22 protein-coding genes and 1 tRNA gene are annotated in these 23,916 nt (G+C 62.5%); 15 read left to right on the top strand and 8 right to left on the bottom strand.

Annotated elements, in window-relative coordinates:
- The first annotated feature begins 127 nt into the window (after positions 1 to 127).
- The 9 genes from tcyJ to ACZ889_RS04925 all read left to right on the top strand — a co-directional run bounded on the left by tcyJ (position 128) and on the right by ACZ889_RS04925 (position 9,153).
- On the top strand, positions 128 to 922 hold the full coding sequence (gene tcyJ / locus ACZ889_RS04965; protein ID WP_003255847.1) for a cystine ABC transporter substrate-binding protein: 795 nt from the start codon (positions 128 to 130) through the stop codon (positions 920 to 922).
- Positions 919 to 1,587: a cystine ABC transporter permease gene (tcyL, locus tag ACZ889_RS04960; protein WP_409282918.1), complete on the top strand. Its 669-nt coding sequence runs from the start codon at positions 919 to 921 to the stop codon at positions 1,585 to 1,587. The genes tcyJ and tcyL overlap by 4 nt, the downstream gene beginning before the upstream one ends.
- 2 nt (positions 1,588 to 1,589) lie before the next feature.
- A complete protein-coding gene (gene tcyN, locus ACZ889_RS04955; protein WP_003255850.1) occupies positions 1,590 to 2,348 on the top strand; it encodes an L-cystine ABC transporter ATP-binding protein TcyN in 759 nt (252 codons plus the stop codon).
- A gap of 317 nt (positions 2,349 to 2,665) precedes the next feature.
- Entirely contained in the window at positions 2,666 to 3,907 is a 1,242-nt protein-coding gene (locus ACZ889_RS04950) for an SfnB family sulfur acquisition oxidoreductase (RefSeq protein WP_180688999.1), read from the top strand.
- Between the two features lie 141 nt (positions 3,908 to 4,048).
- Complete coding sequence (locus tag ACZ889_RS04945; protein ID WP_047603223.1) at positions 4,049 to 5,230, top strand: SfnB family sulfur acquisition oxidoreductase; 1,182 nt, start codon at positions 4,049 to 4,051, stop codon at positions 5,228 to 5,230.
- Positions 5,230 to 6,615, top strand: coding sequence for an LLM class flavin-dependent oxidoreductase (locus ACZ889_RS04940; protein WP_054889040.1), 1,386 nt, complete (start codon positions 5,230 to 5,232; stop codon positions 6,613 to 6,615). Before ACZ889_RS04945 ends, ACZ889_RS04940 begins: the two co-directional genes overlap by 1 nt.
- Positions 6,608 to 7,408, top strand: a complete 801-nt coding sequence (locus ACZ889_RS04935; protein WP_064491763.1) for a MetQ/NlpA family ABC transporter substrate-binding protein — start codon at positions 6,608 to 6,610, stop codon at positions 7,406 to 7,408. Before ACZ889_RS04940 ends, ACZ889_RS04935 begins: the two co-directional genes overlap by 8 nt.
- Before the next feature lies 1 nt (position 7,409).
- Positions 7,410 to 8,519 (top strand): methionine ABC transporter ATP-binding protein, encoded by a 1,110-nt coding sequence (locus tag ACZ889_RS04930; protein WP_033726693.1) that lies wholly within the window; start codon positions 7,410 to 7,412, stop codon positions 8,517 to 8,519.
- Positions 8,509 to 9,153: a methionine ABC transporter permease gene (locus tag ACZ889_RS04925; RefSeq protein WP_476257211.1), complete on the top strand. Its 645-nt coding sequence runs from the start codon at positions 8,509 to 8,511 to the stop codon at positions 9,151 to 9,153. Before ACZ889_RS04930 ends, ACZ889_RS04925 begins: the two co-directional genes overlap by 11 nt.
- A 28-nt stretch (positions 9,154 to 9,181) precedes the next feature.
- Here the strand turns inward: ACZ889_RS04925 and dibA are convergent, their stop codons facing one another.
- On the bottom strand, positions 9,182 to 11,077 hold the full coding sequence (dibA, locus tag ACZ889_RS04920; RefSeq protein ID WP_180689002.1) for a phosphodiesterase DibA: 1,896 nt from the start codon (positions 11,075 to 11,077) through the stop codon (positions 9,182 to 9,184).
- A 146-nt stretch (positions 11,078 to 11,223) separates the two neighbouring features.
- On the opposite strand from dibA, the gene desA reads away from it, so the two are divergent.
- Together desA and ACZ889_RS04910 are read left to right on the top strand one after the other, a co-directional pair.
- Entirely contained in the window at positions 11,224 to 12,408 is a 1,185-nt protein-coding gene (gene desA / locus ACZ889_RS04915; RefSeq protein ID WP_180689003.1) for a delta-9 fatty acid desaturase DesA, read from the top strand.
- 99 nt (positions 12,409 to 12,507) lie between these two features.
- On the top strand, positions 12,508 to 13,536 hold the full coding sequence (locus ACZ889_RS04910; protein ID WP_003255864.1) for a GGDEF domain-containing protein: 1,029 nt from the start codon (positions 12,508 to 12,510) through the stop codon (positions 13,534 to 13,536).
- 102 nt (positions 13,537 to 13,638) lie between these two features.
- Here ACZ889_RS04910 and ACZ889_RS04905 read toward each other — a convergent pair whose 3' ends face one another.
- From ACZ889_RS04905 to ACZ889_RS04890, 4 genes are all read right to left on the bottom strand, one after another.
- A complete protein-coding gene (locus tag ACZ889_RS04905; RefSeq protein WP_121782724.1) occupies positions 13,639 to 14,898 on the bottom strand; it encodes a response regulator in 1,260 nt (419 codons plus the stop codon).
- 137 nt (positions 14,899 to 15,035) lie between these two features.
- Positions 15,036 to 16,313, bottom strand: coding sequence for a 4-aminobutyrate--2-oxoglutarate transaminase (gene gabT, locus ACZ889_RS04900; protein ID WP_003255866.1), 1,278 nt, complete (start codon positions 16,311 to 16,313; stop codon positions 15,036 to 15,038).
- A 182-nt stretch (positions 16,314 to 16,495) separates the two neighbouring features.
- Positions 16,496 to 17,938 carry an NADP-dependent succinate-semialdehyde dehydrogenase gene (gene gabD, locus ACZ889_RS04895; protein WP_010951596.1) on the bottom strand — a complete coding sequence of 481 codons (1,443 nt, stop codon included), beginning with the start codon at positions 17,936 to 17,938 and terminating at the stop codon, positions 16,496 to 16,498.
- Entirely contained in the window at positions 17,848 to 18,294 is a 447-nt protein-coding gene (locus ACZ889_RS04890) for an aryl-sulfate sulfotransferase (RefSeq protein ID WP_476257210.1), read from the bottom strand. Before ACZ889_RS04890 ends, gabD begins: the two co-directional genes overlap by 91 nt.
- A 120-nt stretch (positions 18,295 to 18,414) precedes the next feature.
- Here ACZ889_RS04890 and ACZ889_RS04885 point away from each other — a divergent pair.
- The 3 genes from ACZ889_RS04885 (at position 18,415) to ACZ889_RS04875 (ending at position 20,992) form a co-directional block, all read left to right on the top strand.
- Positions 18,415 to 18,491, top strand: a tRNA-Arg gene (locus tag ACZ889_RS04885).
- Positions 18,492 to 18,653: 162 nt separating this feature from the next.
- The gene (locus tag ACZ889_RS04880; RefSeq protein WP_180689005.1) at positions 18,654 to 20,384 is read left to right on the top strand and encodes a dipeptidase; all 1,731 of its coding nucleotides are present in this window, start codon (positions 18,654 to 18,656) and stop codon (positions 20,382 to 20,384) included.
- 170 nt (positions 20,385 to 20,554) lie between these two features.
- Entirely contained in the window at positions 20,555 to 20,992 is a 438-nt protein-coding gene (locus ACZ889_RS04875) for a CBS domain-containing protein (RefSeq protein WP_180689006.1), read from the top strand.
- A gap of 6 nt (positions 20,993 to 20,998) precedes the next feature.
- Here ACZ889_RS04875 and ACZ889_RS04870 read toward each other — a convergent pair whose 3' ends face one another.
- The 3 genes from ACZ889_RS04870 to ACZ889_RS04860 form a co-directional block, all read right to left on the bottom strand.
- Positions 20,999 to 21,637 carry a hypothetical protein gene (locus ACZ889_RS04870; RefSeq protein WP_003255871.1) on the bottom strand — a complete coding sequence of 213 codons (639 nt, stop codon included), beginning with the start codon at positions 21,635 to 21,637 and terminating at the stop codon, positions 20,999 to 21,001.
- A gap of 69 nt (positions 21,638 to 21,706) precedes the next feature.
- Positions 21,707 to 21,949: a DUF2789 domain-containing protein gene (locus tag ACZ889_RS04865; RefSeq protein WP_003255873.1), complete on the bottom strand. Its 243-nt coding sequence runs from the start codon at positions 21,947 to 21,949 to the stop codon at positions 21,707 to 21,709.
- Positions 21,950 to 22,010: 61 nt separating this feature from the next.
- Positions 22,011 to 22,469, bottom strand: a complete 459-nt coding sequence (locus tag ACZ889_RS04860) for an aminoacyl-tRNA deacylase (RefSeq protein ID WP_003255874.1) — start codon at positions 22,467 to 22,469, stop codon at positions 22,011 to 22,013.
- Between the two features lie 98 nt (positions 22,470 to 22,567).
- Here ACZ889_RS04860 and ACZ889_RS04855 point away from each other — a divergent pair, with 98 nt between their 5' ends.
- The gene (locus ACZ889_RS04855; protein ID WP_180689007.1) at positions 22,568 to 23,914 is read left to right on the top strand and encodes an NfeD family protein; all 1,347 of its coding nucleotides are present in this window, start codon (positions 22,568 to 22,570) and stop codon (positions 23,912 to 23,914) included.
- The last annotated feature ends 2 nt before the right edge of the window (positions 23,915 to 23,916 follow it).

Here is a 23,916-nt window from a genome sequence, read left to right as displayed (position 1 = left end):
AAAGCAGCCAGCACCTGGCGCAAATCAAAAAAGGAATATTAAAGTTATTTTTTAGTATTTCCCGGCCTAATCAGCCAACCCTATAGTCGCCACCTCACTACCTAGACAACAAGCGCGGGGCTCTGACATGTCGAAATTCGCCAAACCGCTACTCAACGCCAGCCTGGCCCTCCTGCTGGGTGCCGGCCTGCTCAGCCAGGCTTTCGCCGGCGAGCAATTGAAGACCATTCAGGAAAAAGGCGTCATCAACGTCGGCCTCGAGGGCACCTACCCGCCATTCAGCTTCCAGGACGAAAACGGCAAACTGACCGGCTTCGAAGTGGAGCTGTCTGAGCTGCTGGCCAAGGAGCTGGGGGTCAAGGCCAAGATCCAGCCGACCAAGTGGGACGGTATCCTCGCCGCGCTGGAATCCAAACGCCTGGATGTAGTGGTCAATCAGGTGACCATTTCCGAGGAGCGCAAGAAAAAGTACGACTTCTCCGAGCCCTACACTGTCTCCGGCATCCAGGCACTGATCCTGAAGAAGAAAGCCGAGCAGCTGAACATCAAGGGCGCACAGGACCTGGCCGGCAAAAAGGTCGGCGTAGGCCTTGGCACCAACTACGAACAGTGGGTGAAAAAAGACGTGCCGCAAGCCGATGTGCGCACCTATGAAGACGACCCAAGCAAGTTCGCTGACCTGCGCAACGGCCGTATCGACGCCATCCTGATCGACCGCCTGGCGGCGCTGGAATACGCGCAAAAAGCCAAGGACACCCAACTTGCTGGCGATGCCTTCTCGCGCCTGGAAAGCGGCGTGGCCCTGCGCAAAGGTGAGCCGGAACTGTTGGCAGCTATCAACAAGGCCATCGACAAGCTAAAAGCTGACGGCACGCTGGCCAAGCTGTCCGAGAAGTACTTCGGTGCCGATGTCACCAAATGATCGCTGAAAGCCTGCAACTCGTTGTCGATTCCGCGCCCTTCCTGCTGAAGGGCGCGGGTTATACGGTGCTGCTCAGTGTCGGCGGCATGTTCTTCGGTCTGGTGCTGGGCTTTGCCCTGGCGCTGATGCGGCTGTCGAAGATTCTGCCGCTGAACTGGCTGGCGCGGGTCTACGTGTCGTTCTTCCGCGGCACGCCGCTGCTGGTGCAGCTGTTCGTCATCTATTTCGGCATGCCGCAAATCGGCATCGAGCTCGACCCGATCCCCGCTTCGCTGATCGGCCTGTCGCTGAACATGGCGGCCTACATCTGCGAGATCCTGCGCGCAGCCATTTCCTCGATCGACCGGGGCCAGTGGGAAGCAGCCGCCAGCATCGGCATGACCCGCGTGCAAGCCATGCGCCGGGCGATCCTGCCACAGGCCTTGCGCACCGCGCTGCCACCGCTGGGCAACAGCTTCATCTCGCTGGTAAAGGACACTGCCCTGGCGGCAACCATCCAGGTGCCCGAGCTGTTCCGCCAAGCCCAGCTGATTACTGCGCGCACGTTCGAAGTGTTCACCATGTACGTGGCGGTCGCGGTCATCTACTGGGTGCTGTGCAGCGTCCTTGCGCACTTCCAGAACCGCATGGAAGCGCGGGTCAACCAGCATGACCAGGAGCATTGAGCATGATTGAAGTCAAAGGCCTGACCAAGCGGTTCAAGGGCCAGACCGTGCTCAACGGTATCGACCTGACCGTGCAGCCCGGTGAAGTGGTGGCCATCATCGGCCCCAGTGGCTCGGGCAAAACCACCTTCTTGCGCTGCCTTAACCTGCTGGAAACCCCCGATGCCGGGCAGATCCAGATCGGCGCCATCAGCATCGATGCCAACCGCCCTTTGGGCGGGCAGCAGGGTGCGATTCGCCGTTTGCGCCAGCAGGCCGGGTTCGTGTTCCAGAACTTCAACCTGTTCCCCCATCGCACTGCCCTGGAGAACGTGATCGAGGGGCCGGTGATCGTCAAGAAGACGCCTCGCGAACAGGCCATTGAGCTTGGCCGGCGCCTGCTGGCCAAAGTCGGCCTGGCGGGCAAGGAAGACGCCTACCCACGGCGCCTGTCCGGCGGCCAGCAGCAACGCGTGGCCATCGCCCGTGCCCTGGCCATGGAACCAGAGGTAATCCTGTTCGACGAACCGACCTCGGCGCTGGACCCGGAGCTGGTCGGTGAAGTGTTGGCGACCATCCGCGGCCTGGCCGAGGAAAAGCGCACCATGATCATCGTCACCCACGAGATGAGCTTTGCCCGGGACGTGGCGAACCGGGTGATCTTCTTCGACAAGGGCGTGATCGTGGAGCAGGGCGAGGCCAAGGCGCTGTTCGCGGCGCCGAAGGAAGAACGTACCCGGCAGTTCTTGCGCAAGTTCCTCGGGACTGCGGCCTCCGAGTAAACCTGTTCCGGCCCTTTCGCGGGTAAACCCGCTCCTACAGCGAATGCACAGATCTTGAGGCATGTGTAGGAGCGGGTTTACCCGCGAAGAGGCCAGCACGCCCATAACAAATCCCCCCTTCTATAAATATTCCAAAAAGTTAGTTCATAAAATTTTTATAAATCATTAGGGTATATAAACCGGACCACCGGACCAGCACACATCTGTCGCGATCAGCTGTAGCGACATAACTATTTTGTGAGGTCAGGAATGGTCAGGATCACAATCACCCCAGTGCGTAACGCCAGGGCATTGAGTGCAGCCAAGGAGCGGCACTGATGCCCAGCCAAGCCAACACCCAATTCCATAGCGATCTCGACAGCTCGCCCCCGCTGCTGCCGGCCAAGGTACTGCGCAACGACGCCGAAGCCCTGCAAGCGGCCCGCGAACTGGCCAAGGTCGCCCGTGAGCAAGCTGCCCGGCGCGACCAGCAACGCAAACTGCCCTGGGCCGAAATCGAACTGTTTACCCGCAGCGGTCTTGGCAGCATCAGCGTACCCAAGGCCTACGGTGGCCCCGACGTATCGTTCGCAACCGTCGCCGAAGTGTTCCGCCTGATCAGCGCCGCCGACCCCGCCCTGGGGCAGATCCCGCAGAACCAGTTCGGCATGCTGCAACTGCTGCGCCTGACGGCCAGCGAGGCGCAGCAAGCGCTGATCTTCCGCAGCGTGCTCGACGGCTGGCGCATCGGCAATGCCGGGCCTGAACGTGGCACCAGGGATACCCTCACCCTCAAGGCCCGAATCACGCGCGCCGGCGACAGCTACCGCATAAGTGGCGAAAAGTTCTACTCCACCGGTGCCTTGTTCGCCCACTGGGTGGCGGTAAAAGCCCTCGACGACGAAGGCCGCCAGCGCCTGGCATTCGTGCGCCGGGGAAGCCCGGGCTTGCGCATTGTCGATGACTGGTCCGGGTTCGGCCAGCGCACCACCGCCAGCGGTACTGTGCTGCTGGACCAGGTGCCGGTAGACGCGGAACTGGTAATCGACAACTGGCGCCAGCGCGATATCCCCAACATTCAGGGCGCCGCTTCGCAGCTGATCCAGGCGGCGATCGACGCTGGCATCGCCGAAGCAGCTATCGATGATGCGATCACCTTCGTGCGCGAAAAGTCCCGGCCGTGGATTGAAGCCAACGTCGACCGTGCCAGTGACGACCCTTATGTAATTGCCGACATCGGCCGCCTGAAACTCGAGCTGCACGCCGCCGAAGCGCTGCTGCGCAAAGCCGCTCGGGTACTCGACGAGGTCAATGCTGCGCCTATCGACGCAGCCAGTGCGGCACGTGCCTCGATTGCGGTGGCCGAGGCCAAGGTGCTGACTACCGAAATTGCCCTGCAGGCCAGCGAAAAGCTGTTCGAGCTGGCCGGCAGCCGCGCCACCCTTGCCGAGTTCAACCTCGACCGCCACTGGCGAAACGCTCGGGTGCACACCCTGCACGACCCGGTGCGCTGGAAGTACCACGCGGTGGGCGCTTACCACCTTAACGGCACACTGCCTGCACGGCATTCCTGGATCTGATTTGCTGCCTTTGGGGCTGCTGCGCAGCCCTTCGCGGGCTTGCCCGCTCCCACAGGATTGCCACCGCCTGAACGGGCATCACTTCACCTGTGGGAGCGGGTAAGCCCGCGAAGGGCCACAAAGCGGCCCCCGGAGAACTCCATGACAATCGCTATCATCACCAACGACGCCCAAGCCCTGGCCGTCGCCGAAGACATCGCCCAGCAACTGCGCCGCGACAGCGCCTTGCGCGACCGCGAGCGCCGCCTGCCGCTGGCCGAACTCGAGCTGTTCACCCGCTCCGGCCTGTGGGCCATCAGCGTGCCCAAAGCCTTCGGCGGTGCCGGCGTATCCAACGTCACCCTGGCCAAGGTCATCGCCCGTATCGCGCAGGCCGACGGTTCGCTCGGGCAGATTCCGCAGAATCATTTCTACGGTCTGGAAGTGCTGCGGGTAAACGGCAGCCCCGAACAGCAACAGCGCCTGTACACCGAGGTACTGGCCGGCCGCCGTTTCGGCAATGCCCTGGCCGAGCTGGGCACCAAGACCGCCCACGAGCGCACCACCCGCCTGAGCCGTGACGGCGACGGTTTCCGCATCAACGGGCGCAAGTTCTATTCCACAGGCGCCATCTATGCCCAACGCATTCCAACCTCGGTCGTGGATGAACAAGGCATACAACAGTTGGCCTTCGTCCCGGCCGACAGCCAGGGGCTGCAGGTGATCGACGACTGGAGCGGCTTCGGCCAGCGCACCACCGGCAGCGGTTCGGTGGTGTTCGATAACGTGTACGTCAGCGCAGCGGACGTGGTGCCGTTCCAGAGCGCCTTCGAGCGCCCCACCCCGGTTGGCCCGCTGGCGCAGATCCTCCATGCCGCCATCGACACCGGCATTGCCCGCGCCGCCTATGAAGACGCCCTGCACTTCGTGCGCACCCGCAGCCGTCCGTGGGTCGACTCCGGCCTGGACAAGGCCACGGATGACCCGCTGACGCTGAAAAGTTTCGGCCATCTGGCGATCCGCTTGCACGCGGCCGAAGCCCTGCTGGAGCGCGCAGGCGAATACCTCGACCGCGCACGCGACGACAGCACTGCCGACAACGTTGCCGCCGCCTCCATTGCCGTGGCCGAAGCACGCGCCATCAGCACCGAAGTTTCCCTCACCGCCGGTACCACCCTGTTCGAACTGGGCGGCAGCCAGGCAACATTGGCCGAACACAACCTCGACCGCCACTGGCGCAACGCTCGCGTGCACACCCTGCACGACCCGGTGCGCTGGAAGTACCACGCCATCGGCAACTACTACCTCAACGATGCCAACCCGCCACGCCGGGGGACCATCTGATGGCCAAGCAGATTCTGCTCAATGCCTTCAACATGAACTGCATCGGGCACATCAACCACGGACTGTGGACCCACCCACGGGACACTTCAACCCAGTACAAGACCCTGGACTACTGGACCAACCTGGCACGCCTGCTGGAGCGGGGTCTGTTCGACGGGCTTTTCATTGCCGACATCGTCGGCACCTACGACATCTACGGCCAGTCTCTGGACGTCACCCTCAAGGAGTCGATCCAGCTGCCTGTCAACGACCCGCTGCTGCTGGTCTCCGCCATGGCTGCAGTCACTCGTCACCTGGGTTTTGGCCTTACCGCCAACCTCACCTACGAGGCGCCGTACCTGTTCGCCCGGCGACTTTCCACACTCGACCACCTGAGCAATGGCCGGGTGGGCTGGAACATTGTCACCGGCTACCTCGACAGCGCTGCCCGGGCCATGGGCCTGGCGCAGCAACCGGCGCATGATCGCCGCTACGATCAGGCCGATGAATACCTGCAGGTGTTGTACAAGCTGCTGGAAGGCAGTTGGGCCGATGACGCAGTGGTCGCCGACCGCGAGCATCGCGTCTATGCCACGCCCGACAAGGTGCGCAAGGTTCAGCACCAGGGCGAGTTCTACAAGGTCGAAGGCTACCACCTGTGCGAGCCCTCACCGCAGCGCACCCCGGTGCTGTTCCAGGCCGGCAGCTCGCCGCGTGGCTTGGCCTTCGCCGGCAACCATGCCGAATGCGTGTTCATCAGTGGCCAAGACAAGGCAGCCACCCGCGCCCAGGTCGACAAGGTTCGCGCGGCCGCCCAGGCCGCCGGCCGCGACCCGCAGGCAGTCAAAGTGTTCATGGGCATCACGGTGATCGTTGCGGCCACCGAGCAACTGGCCCAGGCCAAACACGCCGAGTACCTGCGCCACGCCAGCGCCGAAGCGGGCGTCGCGCACTTCGCCGCGTCCACTGGCATCGACTTCGCCGCCTATGAATTGGACGAACCCATTGCCTTCAACCAGGGCAACGCCATCCAGTCAGCCACGCGCCAGTTGCAAGACAACGCCTGGACCCGCCGGCGCCTGTTGCAACAGCACGCCCTGGGCGGCCGCTACGTAACCCTGGTCGGCGCGCCTGAACAGGTGGCCGAGCAGTTGATCGCGTGGATCGATGAAACCGGCCTGGACGGTTTCAACCTGACCCGCACCGTCACCCCGGAAAGCTTCGAGGACTTCGTCGAGCTGGTCATCCCGCAACTTCAGCAGCGTGGCCGCTACAAGACTGCCTACACCGAAGGCACCCTGCGCGAAAAACTGTTCCATACCGACCACCCGCACTTACCCGCCGACCACCCTGGCTCGGCTTACCGCTTTACCCCTACCCCGACTGGAGCCCTGCACCATGCTTGAGAAACTGTTCCGGCCCGTCGCGGCCATTGCCATCACCCTCGGCCTGTGCGCCGGTACCCTTGCTGCCGAGCCGTTGAAGATCGGCACCACCTCGGCCTTTGCCATTCCGCTGGAAGCCGCGGTTGAAGAAGCCCACAAGCAAGGCCTGGAAGTGAAGCTGATCGAGTTCAGCGACTGGATTGCGCCCAATGTCAGCCTCAACAGCGGCGACATCGACGCGAACTACTTCCAGCACATCCCTTTCCTGGAAAACGCCAAGGCTGCTGCAGGCTTCAACCTCGTGCCTTACGCCCCGGGCATCATCAACAACGTTGGCCTGTACTCGAAAAAGTACAAAAGCTTTGCCGAGCTGCCTGAAGGCGCCAGCGTGGCCATCGCCAACGACCCGATCAACAGCGGCCGTGGCCTGCTGCTGCTGGCCAAGGCCGGGTTGATCACCCTGAAGCCCGGCGTGGGCTACAAGGCCACCGAGGATGACATCGTCGCCAACCCTAAAAAGCTGAAGATCCTTCAGGTCGAGGCGGTGCAACTGGTACGTGCCTACGACGACGCCGACCTGGTGCAGGGTTACCCGGCCTACATCCGCCTGGCCAACACCTTCGATGCCACCTCGGCGTTGCTGTTCGATGGGCTGGAAAACAAGGAATACGTGATCCAGTTCGTCATTCGCCCGCAAAGCAAGGACGATCCACGCCTGGCCAAGTTCGTCGACATCTACCAGCATTCGCCAGCGGTGCGCGCTGCGTTGAACAAAGCTCACGGCAAGCTCTACCAAGCCGGCTGGGAAGGCTGAAATGAGCCAGGCCAGCGCGCTCAGGGCGCCTACACCCCAAGCACTGCCGCCAATGGCCAGGGAACAGGCCCTGCGCCCCGAGGTCAATGAAGCCCACGTGCGCTTCATCGGCCTGGGCAAGACCTACCCGGGCCAGGCGCAGCCGGCGTTGCAAGGCATCGACTTGAACATCCGCCATGGCGAGATCTTCGGCATCATCGGCCGCAGCGGCGCCGGTAAGTCATCACTGCTGCGCACCATCAACCGCCTGGAGCAACCCAGCCAGGGCCGCGTATTGATCGACCAGGTGGATATCGCGCCTTTCAATGAGGACCAGCTTGTGGCCCTGCGCCGGCGCATCGGCATGATCTTCCAGCACTTCAACCTGATGTCGGCCAAGACCGTGTGGCAGAACGTCGAGTTGCCGTTGAAAGTCGCCGGCGTGGCAAAAGCCGAACGCCAGCGCAAGGTGCGCGAGTTGCTGGAACTGGTCGGCCTGCAGGAAAAACATCACGTGTACCCGGCGCAACTGTCCGGCGGGCAGAAACAGCGCGTGGGCATTGCCCGGGCACTGGTGCACACCCCCGAGATCCTGCTGTGCGACGAGGCCACCTCGGCGCTGGACCCGGAAACCACCGCCTCGATCCTGGAGCTGCTGCGCGATATCAACCAGCGCCTGGGCCTGACCATCGTGCTGATCACCCACGAAATGGCGGTGATTCGCGACATCTGCCACCGGGTTGTGGTGCTGGAACGCGGCGCAGTGGTCGAGCAGGGCGAGGTCTGGCGGGTGTTTGGTTCACCTCGTCACGAGGTTACCCGCACCCTGCTCGCCCCTTTGCAGGCCAAGCTACCCGCCGCACTGCAAGCCAGCCTCCAGGCCCACCCGGCGAGCGGCAACAGCGCCGTAGTGCTGAAACTGACGGTGCTTGGCGAGCCAGAGCTGTCTGCCCTGTTCAACGACCTGGGCGGGCGTGTGCGTCTGCTGCAGGGCGGCGTGGAAACCATCGGCGAACATGCCTTGGGGCAACTCATCCTCTCGGTGCAACACTCGCCGCACGACACCCATCAATTGCTGGAACGTGCCCGCCGTTGGGCCGAGGACGTGGAGGTATTGGGCCATGTGGTTTGATCGCCTGCTGGAAGGCTTGCTTGATACGCTGCTGATGGTTGGGGTTTCGTCACTGATCGCCCTGCTGGTGGGTGTACCCATGGCGGTGCTGCTGGTCACCAGCGACAAGGGTGGGATCTTCGAGGCGCGGCCGCTGAACCGGGTGCTGGGCGCCTTCGTCAACCTGTTCCGCTCGATTCCGTTTCTGATCCTGATGGTTGCGCTGATTCCTTTCACCCGCCTGGTGGTGGGTACCACTTATGGTGTGTGGGCGGCAGTGGTGCCGCTGACCATTGCCGCCACACCGTTCTTTGCGCGGATTGCCGAGGTCAGCCTGCGTGAGGTCGACCATGGTCTGGTGGAAGCCGCACAGGCCATGGGCTGCCGGCGCTGGCACATCGTCTGGCATGTACTGTTGCCCGAGGCGCTGCCGGGGATCGTCGGGGGCTTCACCATTACCTTGGTGACCTTGATCAACTCGTCGGCGATGGCCGGGGCGATTGGTGCCGGCGGGCTGGGGGATATCGCCTATCGGTATGGCTACCAGCGTTTCGACAGCCAGATCATGCTGACCGTGATCGCCATGCTGGTAGCGTTAGTGGCGTTGATCCAGCTGGTAGGGGACCGCCTGGCGAAGGGTTTGAACAAGCGTTGAAATCTGAGGGCTGCTTTGCAGCCCGGTCTCAATCCCAGCGAAGATCCGCAGCCGGCACTGGCCGCCCGAACCAGTACCCTTGCCCCAACTGGCACTCCTCCTGCAACAGGAAGCTGGCCTGTTCCGCCTGCTCGATGCCCTCGGCATGCACCTGCATACCCATGCTACGGGCCAAGGCGATGATCACCCGCACAATGGCGATGTCGTCCTCATCCACTGGCAACCCAGCCACAAACCCTTGGTCGATTTTCAACTTCTGCACCGGCAAACGCTTGAGCCGCAGCAGTGACGAATACCCGGTGCCAAAGTCGTCGATGGCCAGGGTCACCCCCAGTTCGCGCAAGCGGTGCAGTTGCTCCAGCGCCACCTCAGGGTCTTCCATCACCGCGCTTTCGGTCACTTCCAGCTCCAGCAAGGCCGGGGCCAGGCCGGTGTCGTGCAGCACTTCGGCTACCTGCCGATACAGCTCATGCTGGCCAAACAGGCGACTGGAGATGTTCACCCCAACAAATGCCAGCTGCCGGCCTTCAGCCTGCCACTGCACCATTTGCCGACAGGCCTGTTGCAGCACCCAGGTATCGATCTCGGCAATCAGGCCGGTGCGTTCGGCAATCGGGATGAACTCACTCGGCGGTACCAGGCCGCGCCCGGGGTGCTGCCAGCGCACCAACGCCTCGACCCCGACCTGCCGGCCCGTCGCCAAGTCGTGTACCGGCTGAAAGTACACCCGCAGTTCATCCTGCTCCAGGGCCCGACGCAATTCGGCGGCGGTCTCGACCCGATGCTGGGCGTGGGCGGTCAGCTCTTCGGTGTACAGCGCATAACAGGCCCGACCGTTGCTTTTGGCCTTGTACAACGCCGAGTCGGCATTGCGCAGCAACTGCTCGGCACTCAAGGCATCGCTGGGGAACAGGCTGATTCCGACGCTGGCGCTGATGAACAGACGATTGCCCTCGAACTGAAACGGCTCACGCATGCGCTCGATGATGCATTGCGCCAGCTTGCCCGCCTGGCCAACCTGCTGGCAGTTTTCGGCCAGCACGCCGAACTCGTCGCCGCCCAGACGCGCCAGGGTCATGCCGTTACCCAACACCTCTCCCAGACGCTCACCTACCAGCTTCAGCAACTGGTCGCCAATGGTATGGCCCAGGCCGTCGTTTATGCTCTGGAAATGGTCCAGGTCCAGCAGCAACAGGGCGCAACCGCGCTTGTTGGCCTGCGCCGCCGCCAATGCCTGCTCCACCCGGTCGGTAAACAGCAGGCGGTTGGGCAGGCCGGTCAGCGGGTCGTGGTGGGCGAGGTAGGCAAGCTCTTGTTCCGAATGCTTGATGGCGCTGATGTCACTGAACACCGCCACGTAATGGCTGAGCTCACCTTCGTCATCACGAATGGCGCAAATGGTCTGCCACTGCGGGTAGATTTCCCCGCTTTTGCGCCGGTTCCAGATTTCACCACTCCACTCGCCCTTCTCGGCCAGGGTGGCAAAAATTTCCTGGTAGAAGGCCAGGCCATGGCGGCCCGACTTGAACTTGCTCGGGCGCTGGCCGATGACCTCATCCTGCTGGTAGCCGGTGATGCGCATGAAGGCACGATTGACGTGCACGATCAGGCCTTGGCGGTCGGTCACCAGCACACCCTCGAGGGTACTGTCGAACACCGCGGCAGCCATGCGCAGCCGTTCACGGTCTTCGCAACGCAAACGCGCGCCATGGCCGATGAAATTGAGCAGGCGCACGCGCGACACGTAGATCAGCAAGGCACTGAGCAGCACCCAGACCACCACGTTGATCTGCCGCCCCACAGTCAGTGCCAAGGGGTCGTCAGTCATGCTGTGCAGCATCACCTCCGCCAGCGCAAGCCAGAGGATCGAGAGCACCACATACAGCGCAGCCATGCGCAAGGCGTCGCGAACGGAAACAGACATGTCGGGTGGGAAAGGCCATCAAAAAGGAGCGGGCATTATAAAGGCTGAAACATGTCGTGACCTCCTATCTCAACGGTTGACTGGTTTTATTTCCCCGCCAAGGGATAATCAGCCCTTCCCCCTGCATTTCGAGGGTATTTGCACCTATGTGGTATAACGGCCTGCTCGACCTGTCGGCCTGGCAACTGGTCGGCATCACTCTGTTGATGACCCACGTGACCATTGTCAGCGTCACGGTCTACCTGCATCGCTACTCCGCGCACCGGGCCCTGGAGCTCAACGGCGCGCTCAAGCACTTCTTCCGCTTCTGGCTGTGGCTGACCACGGCGCAGAACACCCGTGAGTGGACCGCCGTCCACCGCAAGCACCACGCCAAGTGCGAAACCCCCGACGACCCGCACAGCCCGGTGTACAAGGGCCTGGGCACGGTGCTGCGTAAAGGTGCCGAGCTGTACCGTGAAGAGGCACGCAACCCCGAAACCCTGCGTATCTATGGCAAGAACTGCCCGGATGACTGGATCGAGCGCAACCTGTACTCGCGTTACAAACTGGGCGGTATCGCACTGATGGCGGTGGTCGACCTGCTGCTGTTCGGCACCCTGGGCATCACCATCTGGGCAGTGCAGATGATGTGGATTCCGTTCTGGGCCGCCGGTGTGGTCAACGGCCTGGGCCATGCCCTGGGCTATCGCAACTTCGAATGCCGCGACGCCGCCACCAACCTGGTGCCCTGGGGCATCATCATCGGCGGTGAAGAACTGCACAATAACCACCACACCTACCCCAACTCGGCCAAGCTCTCGGTCAAACGCTGGGAGTTCGACATGGGCTGGGCGTGGATCCGCCTGTTCTGCCTGCTGCGTCTGGCCAAGGTGCAGCGCGTGGCGCCCATCGCCCACCGGGTGGCCGGCAAGGCCAGCCTGGACATGGACACCGCCATGGCCATCCTCAACAACCGCTTCCAGATCATGGCCCAGTACCGCAAGCTGGTGATCGGCCCGCTGGTGAAACAGGAACTGGCCCGTGTCGACGCCTCGGTGCGTCACCGCTTCCGCCGTGCCAAACGGCTGCTCTCGCGCGAAACCAGCCTGCTGGAAGACCGCCACCACGTGCGCATCGAGTCCATGCTCGCGCACAGCCAGGCACTGAAAACCATCTACGAAAAACGCCTGGCCCTGCAGCAGATTTGGGCGCGCACCAGTGCCAACGGCCACGACATGCTGGCTGCCATGAAAGACTGGGTACACGAGGCCGAAACCAGCGGCATCCAGGCACTGCGCGACTTCGCAGCACAACTCAAGACTTACTCGCTGCGCCCGACCGGCGCCTGACCGCCGTTGATCGGCACGCCCCGCAACGGGGCGTGCCGTTCGGAACTTCGCCCCCGCCTCTCCACTCGAATCCGGAATATCGCCTGCGTGGCGGGCCGGATGTTGGCCGCACGCTTTCACGTTGAGACCTGCTCCGTGCACATGGCCAAGAACATTCCAACGATTTTCCCCGGCACCCCTCCTCCCGAAGCTGCCCAGACTTTACTGGCGTTGCTCCACGCCCAAGGTGAGGTTGCCCGCCTGAGTGAGCGTGATCAGCTGTTCAGCTCGTTGCTCGACAGCGTCAACGCAGTGCTTTGGGCCTTCGACTGGGAAACCCGTCAGGTGCTGTACGTGAGCCCAGCCTACGAGCGCATCTTCGGCCGCCCGGTCAGCCTGGTGCTGGCTGACTACAACGAATGGCGTGACAGCATCTACCCCGACGACCTCGAGTTCGCCGAGCGTAGCCTGGCCCAGGTACTGCTCAAGGGCGCGGTGGAAGACCGCGAGTACCGCATCCTCAATGCCGATGGGCAACTGCGCTGGCTGAGCGACAAGTGCTACATCAACCAGCAGCACGATGGCGACCGGGTAATCATTGTCGGTATCGCCGAAGACATCACCGAGAAGAAGCAGCTTGAAGGCGAACTGCAGCGCCTGGCCACCACCGACGTGCTGACCCAGAGCAGTAACCGCAGGCACTTTTTCGAATGTGCTCAGCAAGCCTTCGACAGTGCACGCGAGGACGGCACACCGCTGGCTTTCCTGCTGTTGGATATCGACGACTTCAAACGCATCAATGACAGCTATGGCCACCAGGAAGGCGACCAGGTGCTGCAACACATCGCCGACAGCGGCAAGGCAGTGCTACGCCGGGGCGACCTGTTCGGACGCATTGGCGGCGAAGAATTTGCGGCGGTGTTTCCGGGCTGCAACGCCCAGGTCGCGGAGCAGATTGCCGAGCGCTTGCAACGGCAGATTCAGCACTTGAGCTTCAGCCATGGCCAGCAGACGTACGGGGTGACGGTGAGCCAGGGGCTGACCGAGCTGACCGATGAGGATGTGGCGCTGGACAGCCTGTATGCGCGGGCCGATGCGGCAATGTACCAGGCCAAGCGGCAGGGCAAGAACCAGATAGTCCGCGGCTGATCAGGCGGCAAGGGCACCGGCTTTGGCCGGTATTCGCGGGCCCGGCGCCACACCTGTGGCAGCGGGCAAGCCCGCGAAGGGCCGCAATGCGGCCCCCGAATCTCAGCTGGAAACCTCGGCCCCAGCCACCGGCGGTTCTTCCTGCGGTTTTACTTCCGGGTTCTCCTCTTTGCGCAACCGCCTCAGCTCCGGCAGGCCAAGCTTGAGCAGGCGCGCCGTCTTGCCGCTGGCCACCTTCTCCAGCCCCTGCCCAGCCGGCAGCCGCGACAACTGCCCAGCCAGGTTCATGGCCAGGATCTCCCGCGAGTAAACGCCACCGCCCAACTGGTAGATCGCAGCGATCAACTCGCGCAGTGCCAGCGGCAAACGCCAGCGGGTACGCAGCGCCGAGCCGAACGCCGCACCAAACTCTTCCAGCGATTGCTGCACATTGCGCTCGTCCAGGTCTCCCCCGGCCAACCGCCACTCTTGCAGGCAGCGCAACACCGCCAGGTCGCCCAGGCAATGCAGCAAGCCCGCGCAATAACAACGGCCCTCGTCCAGTTCGAGCATGCGCGCCAAGGTGCGGCCATATTCGGCAGTGTGCAGTGACAGGTCCCAGTAACGGGCGGCGTGCTCTGCCAACAGTGGGTCGCTGAGGCGTGCGCTGCGCTTGAGGGTCATGCCCAGGATCAGGTTCATGCTTTGGGTACTGCCAAGCTTGTTCAGGGCCTGCAGCAACGTCTGCACCGGGGCTTCACGGTGCAATGCCGCACTATTGGCGGCAGCGATCAGCACCGCCGTCACCTGCGGGTCGTTACGCACCTCCTCTTCGAGCACCCTGAGGTTCAGGCCCTGAGGGTTTAGCGCTCGATTGATCGCTACCTGCACATCGGCCAGCAGCGGCCCGCCATCGGCGGTAGCGCGGCGCTGCTCAAGGTAGGCTGGCAGGCTGGCTCCCGCCTGCAACGCCGGTACCGGGCAGGCAATCTCCTCGCCAACGGCCAGCAGCAACTCTTGCAGGCGCTTGCGCAGGTTATCCAGGTTCAGTGGCTTGCTCAGGTAAGCCGTGGGGTGCAGGGGCAGCGCTTCGCGCACACTGGCGCTGTCATTGCGGTTACTCATGAGAATGAACGGCACCCCTGGCCCTTTGGCGCGCACCTTGCGCAGCAGGTCGAGGCCGTCGATACCGGCCAGCTCGCGGGCAGCGATGATCAGGTCCGGCTTGCTGGACAAGGCACTGAGCGCCTGCGCGCCGTCAGCGCATACCTGCAGGCGGGCGTCACAGCGCACGCTGAGCAGCATCTCGCTGAGCATGTCCCGTACCCAAGGATCGCCTTCGACAATCAGTACGCTTGGTGGGGTGGGGGCTGCAGCGCTCATCACCAACTACTCCTGAATACCCTGACACACAGTCCGTCGCAGCTTCCAAAGCCAGTCCTCCGATAACCATAGCGCCACATGGCTTATCTGGGCATAAAAAAACCCGCCGAGGCGGGTTTTTTCTGAAGCGCGTCACATCAGGCGATTTCAGCGAAGCACTCTTCGATGATGGCCAGGCCTTTGTCCAGCAGCGCGTCTTCGGCGGTCAGCGGAACCAGGATACGCAGGACGTTGCCGTAGGTGCCGCAAGACAGCAGGATCAGACCCTTTTCACGAGCCTTGGCGACAACCTGGCCAACAGCAGCAGCGTTCGGGGTGTGAGTGCCTTTCTCGAAGACTTCGACGGCAATCATCGAGCCCAGACCACGGACGTCGCCGATGATCGGGTACTTCTTCTGGATTTCGCGCAGGCCGGCGGTCAGGCGCTCACCCACAGCCTTGCTGCGGTCCAGCAGTTTTTCTTCTTCGAACACTTCGATCACGGCCAGGGCCGCGGCGCAAGCGATCGGCGAACCGGCGTAGGTACCGCCCAGGCCGCCAGGCGCGATGGCGTCCATGTATTCGGCCTTGCCGCACACACCGGCCAGCGGGAAGCCGCCAGCGATGGATTTGGCGAAGGTGGTCAGGTCAGGCGCAACGCCCATCTGTTCCATGGCGAAGAAGGTGCCGGTACGGCCAGCGCCAGTTTGTACTTCGTCGGCGATCAGCAGGATGCCGTGCTGGTCGCACAGGGCGCGCAGGCGTTTCATCAGCTCTTTCGGCGCTGGCAGGAAGCCGCCTTCGCCTTGTACTGGCTCGAGGATGATCGCGGCGATGTCGCGCGGCTCGGCGTCGTTCTTGAAGATGCGCTCGACCGAGGCGATGGCGTCGTCAACGCTGATACCGTGCAGTTCGCTCGGGAACAGGGCGCGGAAGATGCCGCCTGGCATCAGGCCCATGCCAGCGGAGTACGGCACGACCTTGCCGGTCAGGCCCAGGGTCATCATGGTACGGCCGTGATAACCGCCGGTGAAGGCGATGACGCCAGCGCGGCCAGTGGCAGCACGGGCGATCTTGACGGCGTTTTCAACGGCTTCGGAGCCGGTGGTGACCAGCAGGGTCTTCTTGTCGAAGTCGCCTGGGACCAGCTTGTTGATCTTTTCGCACAGCTCTACGTAGGGTTCGTAAGCCAGCACCTGGAAGCAGGTGTGGCTGACCTTGGTCAGCTGCTCTTGCACGGCTGCAACCACTTTCGGGTGCAGGTGGCCGGTGTTCAGTACTGCGATGCCGCCGGCGAAGTCGATCAGTTCGCGGCCTTCAACGTCGATCACGGTCGAGTTCTTCGCGGTGTCGACGAAGATCGGGTGGATCTGGCCGACGCCACGTGGGACGGCAGCTACACGACGTTGCATCAAGGATTCGTTGGTTTTGCTCATAATGCCCTCATTGCGCCGACAGGAATGGCGCTTTTATTCGGGGGCGGCTGGGAGTGCTCGCGAACAGTATTCGTTGATCGACTGTCGTGAACGCCCTGGCCACCAGGTACTGCAATGTAAAAAAGGCCAGCGAGACGTCGCTCTCGCGCCCCGCTGGCAGAGGTAAAGCCTTTACCGTGCTATCAGACGCTGATGCACAGGTATTTGATTTCGAGGTAGTCCTCGATACCGTACTTGGAACCTTCGCGGCCCAGGCCCGAAGCCTTGATACCACCGAACGGCGCCACTTCGTTGGAGATCAGGCCGGTGTTGATACCCACCATGCCGTACTCCAGGGCTTCGGCGACACGGAACACACGGCTCATGTCGCGGGCGTAGAAGTACGAGGCCAGGCCGAACTCGGTGTCGTTGGACATGGCGATGACTTCGGCTTCGTCTTTGAAGCGGAACAGCGGCGCCAGTGGGCCGAACGTCTCTTCCTTGGCGACAGCAGCGGTCTTCGGTACGTCAACCAGGATGGTCGGCTCGAAGAAGTTGCCTTCGATCAGCTTGCCACCGGACAGCACTTTGGCGCCTTTGCTGACGGCGTCCTCGATGTGTTCCTGGACCTTGGCGACAGCCTTGCCATCGATCAGCGGGCCAGTGGTGGTGCCTTCTTCCAGGCCGTTACCGATCTTCAGCTTGGCAACTGCAGCGGCCAGCTTCTCGGCGAACGCGTCGTAGACGCCGTCCTGCACGTAGATACGGTTGGCGCAGACGCAGGTCTGGCCGTTGTTACGGTACTTGGAGATGATCGCGCCCTCGACCGCCTTGTCCAGGTCGGCGTCGTCGAACACGATGAACGGGGCGTTGCCACCCAGCTCCAGGGAAACCTTCTTGATGTCCTTGGCGCATTCTTCCATCAGCTGGCGACCGATTTCGGTCGAGCCGGTGAAGGACAGCTTGCGTACCAGGGAGTTGCCGGTCAGTTCGCCGCCAACTTCGCCGGCGCTGCCGGTAACCACACTCAGCACGCCAGCCGGGATGCCGGCACGGTGGGCCAGCTCGACCAGGGCCAGAGCGGAGTATGGGGTTTGCGAAGCCGGCTTGAGGACCATGGTGCAGCCAGCGGCCAGGGCCGGGCCGGCTTTACGGGTGATCATGGCGGCCGGGAAGTTCCACGGGGTGATGGCCGCGGTAACGCCGATTGGCTGCTTGATGACAATCAGGCGCTTGTCTGGCTGGTGGCCTGGGATGGTGTCACCGTAGATGCGCTTGGCTTCTTCGGCAAACCACTCGATGAACGAGGCCGCGTAGGCGATTTCGCCCTTGGCTTCGGCCAGCGGCTTGCCCTGTTCGGTGGTCATCAAGCGAGCCAGGTCGTCCTGGTTCTCGATCATCAGTTCGAACCAGCGACGCAGCTTGGCCGAGCGCTCTTTCGCAGTCAGGGCACGCCAGGCCGGCAGGGCCTTGTCGGCGGCTTCGATGGCACGGCGGGTTTCCGCGGTGCCCATCTTCGGCACGGTACCGATGACTTCGCCGGTGGCCGGGTTGGTCACCTTGATGGTCTGGCCGTTGTCCGCATCCAGCCACTCACCATTGATATAGGCTTGCTGGCGGAACAACTGAGCGTCTTTGAGCTGCATGTCGGCTTCCCGAATTGTTGATTGTTGAAAAGCGCCCAAGGCAGGGCATCGAGCGTTTGAAATCTCAAACGAATGCTAAGCGGCTGCTGGGGTGTTGGACAATAGGCTGTTCGAAAAAAAGAACGAATGGTTGAACAGCCCATCTGAAATCGCCCGCAGAATGGCCGCTGAAGGGTAGACGATGCTGCGGCCGGACGTGGGGCGAAGCCAAAATTCGTTTTACTGCTTGTCACGGCCAATTTCCCCCCGCCCTGATGCTGGGCTGAAACGATGATGCTGTCGTCATCGGCGCCGTAATCGATGGCATTGGCGTGCGCCCAGTTACGGCCGGTACCCCCCGGGCCACCGTTGTTCATTTCCGATCTGTATTGTCGTGTATCCGCCCCACAGGGATCTGCACAGCCAACACGGTAAAAACAGCTACAGATCAAGGCGATGGACGTCAACGACACAGATGGGTATCATGCGTGCGCGTTGCACTCGTAGCTCAGCTGGATAGAGTACTGCCCTCCGAAGGCAGGGGTCGTGGGTTCGAATCCCGCCGAGTGCGCCATATCAAGAAAGCCCTGGGCCTGAGCCCGGGGCTTTTTCGTTTGTGCGACATGTCACCTTTCTGGTACTCCCGTACCACGGGTCATTGGTGTTAGCGTGGGCGTCTTCCCGTTTCCCGAACGGGTAACCCTGAACAATGATTGGCAAAGGAATGCGCACAACCATGCAGTTGAAAAAACTCACCGCCACCACCCTGCTGCTGGCCGGCATCGGCCTGTTTACCCTGCCTGCTCAAGCCAACCTCACCCAGCAGCAGTCCGCAGCCATCATCAAAGCCTTCGACGGCAGCGACCCAAGCGACTTCAGGCAATTCCTCGGCAAGCTCAAAGGCAGCGACCAGGGCAAGGCCGACAACCTTGAGGCAACCGTCGACGCCTACCTGGCCAACAAGCCATTGGCCGCCGGGCAACAAGACGAGATCAACCGCCTGCTCGGCCTGTATACCCGCATCAAGTACGGCAAAGCCGCTACCGAAACCCTGCGTGAACTGGTAGCCATCCCCACCTTCAACGTCGAGGGTACACCGCAGTACGAAAACCCTGAATTCCTCAAGATCGCCGACAAGATCAAGGCCTTGGCCGACCGCTTCGGCCTGGCCTTCCGCAACATCGACAACCGGGTGTACGAGATCTCGCTGGGCAGCGGGAAGGAAGTGATCGGCATCCATGCCCACGCTGACGTCGTGCCGGTCAACCCGGACAACTGGAAGCTGGCCGACGGTACGCGCCTGGACCCGTTCAAGGTCACCCTGGTGGGTGACCGCATGTACGGCCGCGGCACCGAAGACGACAAGAACGGCATCGTGGTGGCGATGTACGCACTGAAAGTGGCCAAGGACGAAAACCTGCCGCTCGCCCGGCAGTTCAAGCTGCTGATCGACACCACCGAAGAAACCAGCGGTGATGCCATCCCCTACTACTTTGAGCGCAACCCTACGCCCGATTACAACCTGGCCCTCGACGGCGGCTACCCCGTAGTGATTGCCGAGAAAGGCTACGGCACGGTCATGGCCAGCTTCACCAAACGCCCAGCCAGCGGCAAGGGTGCCGAGATCGTCAACCTGACCGGTGGCCTGGCCACCAACCAGATCCCGACAACTTCGGTTGCGACCCTGATTTCTGACAACCCGGCACAGCTGGTCAAGCACCTGCAGCAAGCCGGTGCCAGATATGTGAAGCAGCATGGAAGCGACTTCAGCATCGACGCCAAGGCCGACGGCAAGCAAGTCTTGCTCACCGTGACCGGTGTTTCCGCACACTCTTCGGAGCCGGAATCCGGCATCAACCCGGTGGCGCGTATGCTCGACTTCATCAATGGCCTCGGCCAGCAGGTGTCGCTCAAGCACAACCACTTTACCGACGCGGCCCGCTACGCCGCCGAAAACTGGGGCCTGGACTACCTGGGCAACAAGCTAGGCGTGGCCTTCAAGGACCCGTTCATGGGCCCGCTGACCACCTCGCTGACTTTTGTCGGGGTGGATGACAAAGGCTTGAAACTTGCGGTGAATCTGCGCATTCCCAAGGGGAAGCCGATCGCCACGATCAAGGACGAACTGGCCGACAAACTGGGCAAATGGACCCGGCAAAGCAACACCTCGGTGGCGTTCGACTTCAGCCTGGACGAGCCGATGTACCGCAACCCTGAAGGCGAATGGGTCAAGGCCCTGCTCGCTGTGGCCACCGAGAACCTGGGTATGAAGCATGAGTTCGGTACCTCGGCCGGCGCGACTTCGGTGCACGATCTTCCCAACGGTGTGCAATTTGGCCTGGCCATGCCGGACGTGAAATACACCGGGCACAACGACAATGAGTTCAAGACCGTGGAGCAGTTCATGCTGGACTTGCAGGTGGTGAGCGAAATGGTGGCGCGGATCGGGCAGATGCCGAAGCTTTGATGCGCAGTACCGGCCTCTTCGCGGCTTTAGCCGCGAAAAGGCCGCTACAAGCGAACAGCCATGACGTTTTTCAATCGCCTCCATGCCGTTTCCTGCATTGCCGTGCAGAGCGCCGTACCGGATGCTTTAGTTACTCCGAGACAGTGCTTTTTTCACCCGCAGAGGCCCGTATGAAGACCGTCGAACAAATCCTCAAGACCAAGTCCCAGCACCAGACCGTGTACACCATCGGCCCGGATGACTCGGTGCTCGACGCCCTGAAACTGCTGGCGGAGAAAAACATCGGTGCGCTGCCCGTGGTCGAGGGTGACCAGGTAGTGGGTATCGTCAGTGAACGGGACTATGCGCGCAAGCTGGTCCTCAAGGGCCGCTCTTCCGCCGCCACGCCGGTACGCGAAATCATGAGCGCACCGGTGGTCACCGTGGAGCCCAAGCAAAAGCTCGATTTCTGCATGAACCTGATGACCGACCGGCACCTGCGTCACCTGCCGGTGGTCGACAACGGCAGATTGCTCGGCCTTTTGTCGATCGGCGACCTGGTCAAGGAAACCATTGACGAACAGGCGAGCCTGATCAAGCAAATGGAGCAGTACATCCGCGGCGAATGAAACGCCTCAATGGTAGGCGCGCTCCAGTTCGTCCAGCTGATGGTCGAAGCTACGCAGGCGCGCCGACCAGGTGTATACCAGCACTTCCAGGTCACGGTTGAGCACTGCCGTATTGCCGTGGCCGCTGTGCGTGGGCTCGCCGAGGTCCAGTTGGTAGCGTTCGCGGGCCATCGCCTGGGCCACGCTGGACAGGTCGCGAGCGTTGGCCAGCCAGTGGTGATGGCGGTCATGGATTTCGCGGTCGAGCACCCGGCACTGGCGCTTCAGCGCATCCAGGCTCTGCTCCAGCGGAGTGCCCCTGAGCTCGCCCATGACCTCTTCGAAGGTACGCCCCGAATGCCAGTAGCTGCCCCAGAAATAACGGTCGAAAACCGTCTCGACGCGGCGTAGCGCAACCTTGGTGTTCCAGATGGTCAGCAACGTTCGCCCCTGCACCACTTCGCGCTTGTTCAGGCGCAACTGCTGCCAGGCGATCCATGTCAGCGCCACCAGTGCAACCGCTACAGTGACTGCGGCAGCGGCATACAGGAAATGCACGGCCTGGTTCATCTGTTGCGTCTGCCTGATGCCATAGAAGTAACTGGCCGTCAGGGTGCCCAGGATCGTCACGGAACACCAGAAACCTGGTGCGTAGGGATCTTTCATCGCGCTATCCCCTTATTGTTTTCCTGAGCATAGCAACGGCCGATCACTCGTCAGGTGCCGCTCGGCGCTTTATTTTCGGGGGCGGCGCAAGGCTTCGTTGAGTTGATCGAAGGGCACGGCCCAATCGGAATCTTCAATGATGATGTCCTGGAGAAATGCACGCTGTGAGTCGGTCCAGAACGGCGCATCCACCAGCTTTATTTCGTTCTTCAGCGGGGAATGGCTGGTGATGAACTGATCGATACTCTTGGGATCGTCGGGCAAGCCCAACTGCTTGAACAGTTCGGCAAAGGGATGGATCGGCGCTTCCATGGTTCCTCCTTAGCGCCAGGCAAGCCGTCCACGACGCCCGCCTGGCATTGGTTTGAAAACATCAGCACAGCTCGCGCACTTCGGCGTGCGGCACCAGTTTCATGTACTGCTCCATGCTCATGTGAATCAGGTGATCGTGGTCACCCGCCTCCAGGTAGACATCGCCTTGGCGGGTAAGACTCGGGTCGAGCAGCATTTTTATCTGGTAAGCATCGCCAAGGGCCGGCACGGCACCGCGTTCGCAGTCATTGAACAGGCTCGGCAGACCACTTTCACGGGTCAGATGCCAGGCCCCGGACATACGCACCTTGGTCATGTCCAGGTGCCGGTTGGCCGGTAGCACGGCCATGATGTAGTTGCCATGACGGTCATCGAGCATCACCGACTTGGCGACCCGCTCGGCGGGCACGCCGGCCGTTCGGGCCGACTCCAGGCTGGTGGCCGAATGTGGGTGGGGAATGATGTCGTAGTCGCAGTTGGCCTTGTCCAGGCGGGCCTGCAGGGTCTTTGCCATACGCATGATGCACCTCCGGTTTCGCCCCCCAATCTTCAATTTTAGGCCGGGTACGGGTGGGCGGGGCTAAACTTGTGTAATACGCGCAAATGAGGTGACGACAGGTGATCGCCCGCTGCTGGCGTTGGCTGTTGCTGCTGTTGTTGCTTGGCATCACGCCAGGTGGCCAGGCAGCGCCCGGCGCGGTGTGGGTGCTGGGCATTGACGACGCCATCGGCCCGGCCAGCGCCGACTACCTGGTGCGCAGCCTCGGCCAGGCCCAGGCGCAAGGCGCGCAACTGGTGGTTATCCGCATGGATACCCCGGGCGGGCTGGACAGTGCCATGCGCCAGATGATCAAGGCGATTCTCGCCAGCTCCGTACCCGTCGCCAGCTACGTTGCCCCCAGCGGCGCCCGTGCCGCCAGCGCCGGCACCTATATTCTCTACGCCAGCCATGTCGCGGCGATGGCGCCCGGGACCAACCTGGGTGCTGCCACGCCAGTGCGGATCGGCGGCCCGCCTGGCACGCCCAGTGACGACAAAGCCAAAGGCGGCGACGATGAAACCCTCGCACGCAAACAGGTCAACGACGCAGCCGCCTACATCCGTGGCCTGGCGCAGATGCGCGGCCGCAACGCCGACTGGGCGGAGAAGGCCGTGCGCGAGGCGGTCAGCCTGTCCGCCAGCGAGGCCTTGCGCCTGAACGTGATCGACCAGGTGGCCGATGACCTGTCTGACCTGCTGCGCAAGCTCGACGGCAAAACGCTTCAGGTGGCCGGCCAGACACGCCAGTTGCAGACCGCAGGTGCCAGCGTGGTCGAGCACCTGCCGGACTGGCGCACACGGGTTCTGGCGGTAATCACCAACCCCAGCGTAGCGCTGATCCTGATCATGATCGGCGTTTACGGCCTGTTGTTCGAATTCATGAACCCCGGCTCTGCGGTGGGCGGTGTGGTCGGTGGTATCTGCCTGCTGCTGGCGCTGTATGCGCTGCAGCTATTGCCGGTGAGTTTTGCCGGGGTGGCGCTGATCCTGCTTGGCATCACCTTCATGATCGCCGAAGCCTTCTTGCCCAGTTTCGGCGTGGTCGGCTTCGGCGGCATCGTTGCCTTTGTGGTCGGCGCGTTGATCCTGATCGACACCGACGCCCCCGGTTTCGGCATCCCGCTGGCCTTGATCGGCACCTTGGCGCTGCTCTCGGCACTCCTGATCGGTGGCGTGCTGGGCATGGCCCTCAAGGCCCGCCGACGGGCACTGGTCAGCGGCGACGCCGGCCTGGTCGGCAGCCTGGTTACCGTCACCCAGGTGATGGCAAGCGACCCCTTCTGTGGTGTTGTGCTGGCTCAGGGCGAGCAATGGCAAGTGCAGTGCGCAACGCCGCTGCAAACTGGCCAGAACGTACGGGTGACCGCGCGCCATGGCGTGATGCTGGAAGTGAGCGCCGCCGCCCCAGCGACGCAAGGAGAATGACC

The sequence above is a fragment of the Pseudomonas sp. TE3895 genome (genome assembly GCF_056278855.1).
Note: the sequence above shows the minus strand (reverse complement) of the source record. Positions and strands in the feature narration are given on the sequence as shown.

Bases quoted from the DNA above. Each gene is read 5' to 3' on its own strand.
- tcyJ (WP_003255847.1), top strand. From the start codon at position 128: ATGTCGAAATTCGCCAAACCGCTACTCAACGCCAGCCTGGCCCTCCTG.
- tcyL (WP_409282918.1), top strand. From the start codon at position 919: ATGATCGCTGAAAGCCTGCAACTCGTTGTCGATTCCGCGCCCTTCCTG.
- tcyN (WP_003255850.1), top strand. From the start codon at position 1,590: ATGATTGAAGTCAAAGGCCTGACCAAGCGGTTCAAGGGCCAGACCGTG.
- ACZ889_RS04950 (WP_180688999.1), top strand. From the start codon at position 2,666: ATGCCCAGCCAAGCCAACACCCAATTCCATAGCGATCTCGACAGCTCG.
- ACZ889_RS04945 (WP_047603223.1), top strand. From the start codon at position 4,049: ATGACAATCGCTATCATCACCAACGACGCCCAAGCCCTGGCCGTCGCC.
- ACZ889_RS04940 (WP_054889040.1), top strand. From the start codon at position 5,230: ATGGCCAAGCAGATTCTGCTCAATGCCTTCAACATGAACTGCATCGGG.
- ACZ889_RS04935 (WP_064491763.1), top strand. From the start codon at position 6,608: ATGCTTGAGAAACTGTTCCGGCCCGTCGCGGCCATTGCCATCACCCTC.
- ACZ889_RS04930 (WP_033726693.1), top strand. From the start codon at position 7,410: ATGAGCCAGGCCAGCGCGCTCAGGGCGCCTACACCCCAAGCACTGCCG.
- ACZ889_RS04925 (WP_476257211.1), top strand. From the start codon at position 8,509: ATGTGGTTTGATCGCCTGCTGGAAGGCTTGCTTGATACGCTGCTGATG.
- dibA (WP_180689002.1), bottom strand. From the start codon at position 11,077: ATGTCTGTTTCCGTTCGCGACGCCTTGCGCATGGCTGCGCTGTATGTG.
- desA (WP_180689003.1), top strand. From the start codon at position 11,224: ATGTGGTATAACGGCCTGCTCGACCTGTCGGCCTGGCAACTGGTCGGC.
- ACZ889_RS04910 (WP_003255864.1), top strand. From the start codon at position 12,508: ATGTTGGCCGCACGCTTTCACGTTGAGACCTGCTCCGTGCACATGGCC.
- ACZ889_RS04905 (WP_121782724.1), bottom strand. From the start codon at position 14,898: ATGAGCGCTGCAGCCCCCACCCCACCAAGCGTACTGATTGTCGAAGGC.
- gabT (WP_003255866.1), bottom strand. From the start codon at position 16,313: ATGAGCAAAACCAACGAATCCTTGATGCAACGTCGTGTAGCTGCCGTC.
- gabD (WP_010951596.1), bottom strand. From the start codon at position 17,938: ATGCAGCTCAAAGACGCTCAGTTGTTCCGCCAGCAAGCCTATATCAAT.
- ACZ889_RS04890 (WP_476257210.1), bottom strand. From the start codon at position 18,294: ATGAACAACGGTGGCCCGGGGGGTACCGGCCGTAACTGGGCGCACGCC.
- ACZ889_RS04880 (WP_180689005.1), top strand. From the start codon at position 18,654: ATGCAGTTGAAAAAACTCACCGCCACCACCCTGCTGCTGGCCGGCATC.
- ACZ889_RS04875 (WP_180689006.1), top strand. From the start codon at position 20,555: ATGAAGACCGTCGAACAAATCCTCAAGACCAAGTCCCAGCACCAGACC.
- ACZ889_RS04870 (WP_003255871.1), bottom strand. From the start codon at position 21,637: ATGAAAGATCCCTACGCACCAGGTTTCTGGTGTTCCGTGACGATCCTG.
- ACZ889_RS04865 (WP_003255873.1), bottom strand. From the start codon at position 21,949: ATGGAAGCGCCGATCCATCCCTTTGCCGAACTGTTCAAGCAGTTGGGC.
- ACZ889_RS04860 (WP_003255874.1), bottom strand. From the start codon at position 22,469: ATGCGTATGGCAAAGACCCTGCAGGCCCGCCTGGACAAGGCCAACTGC.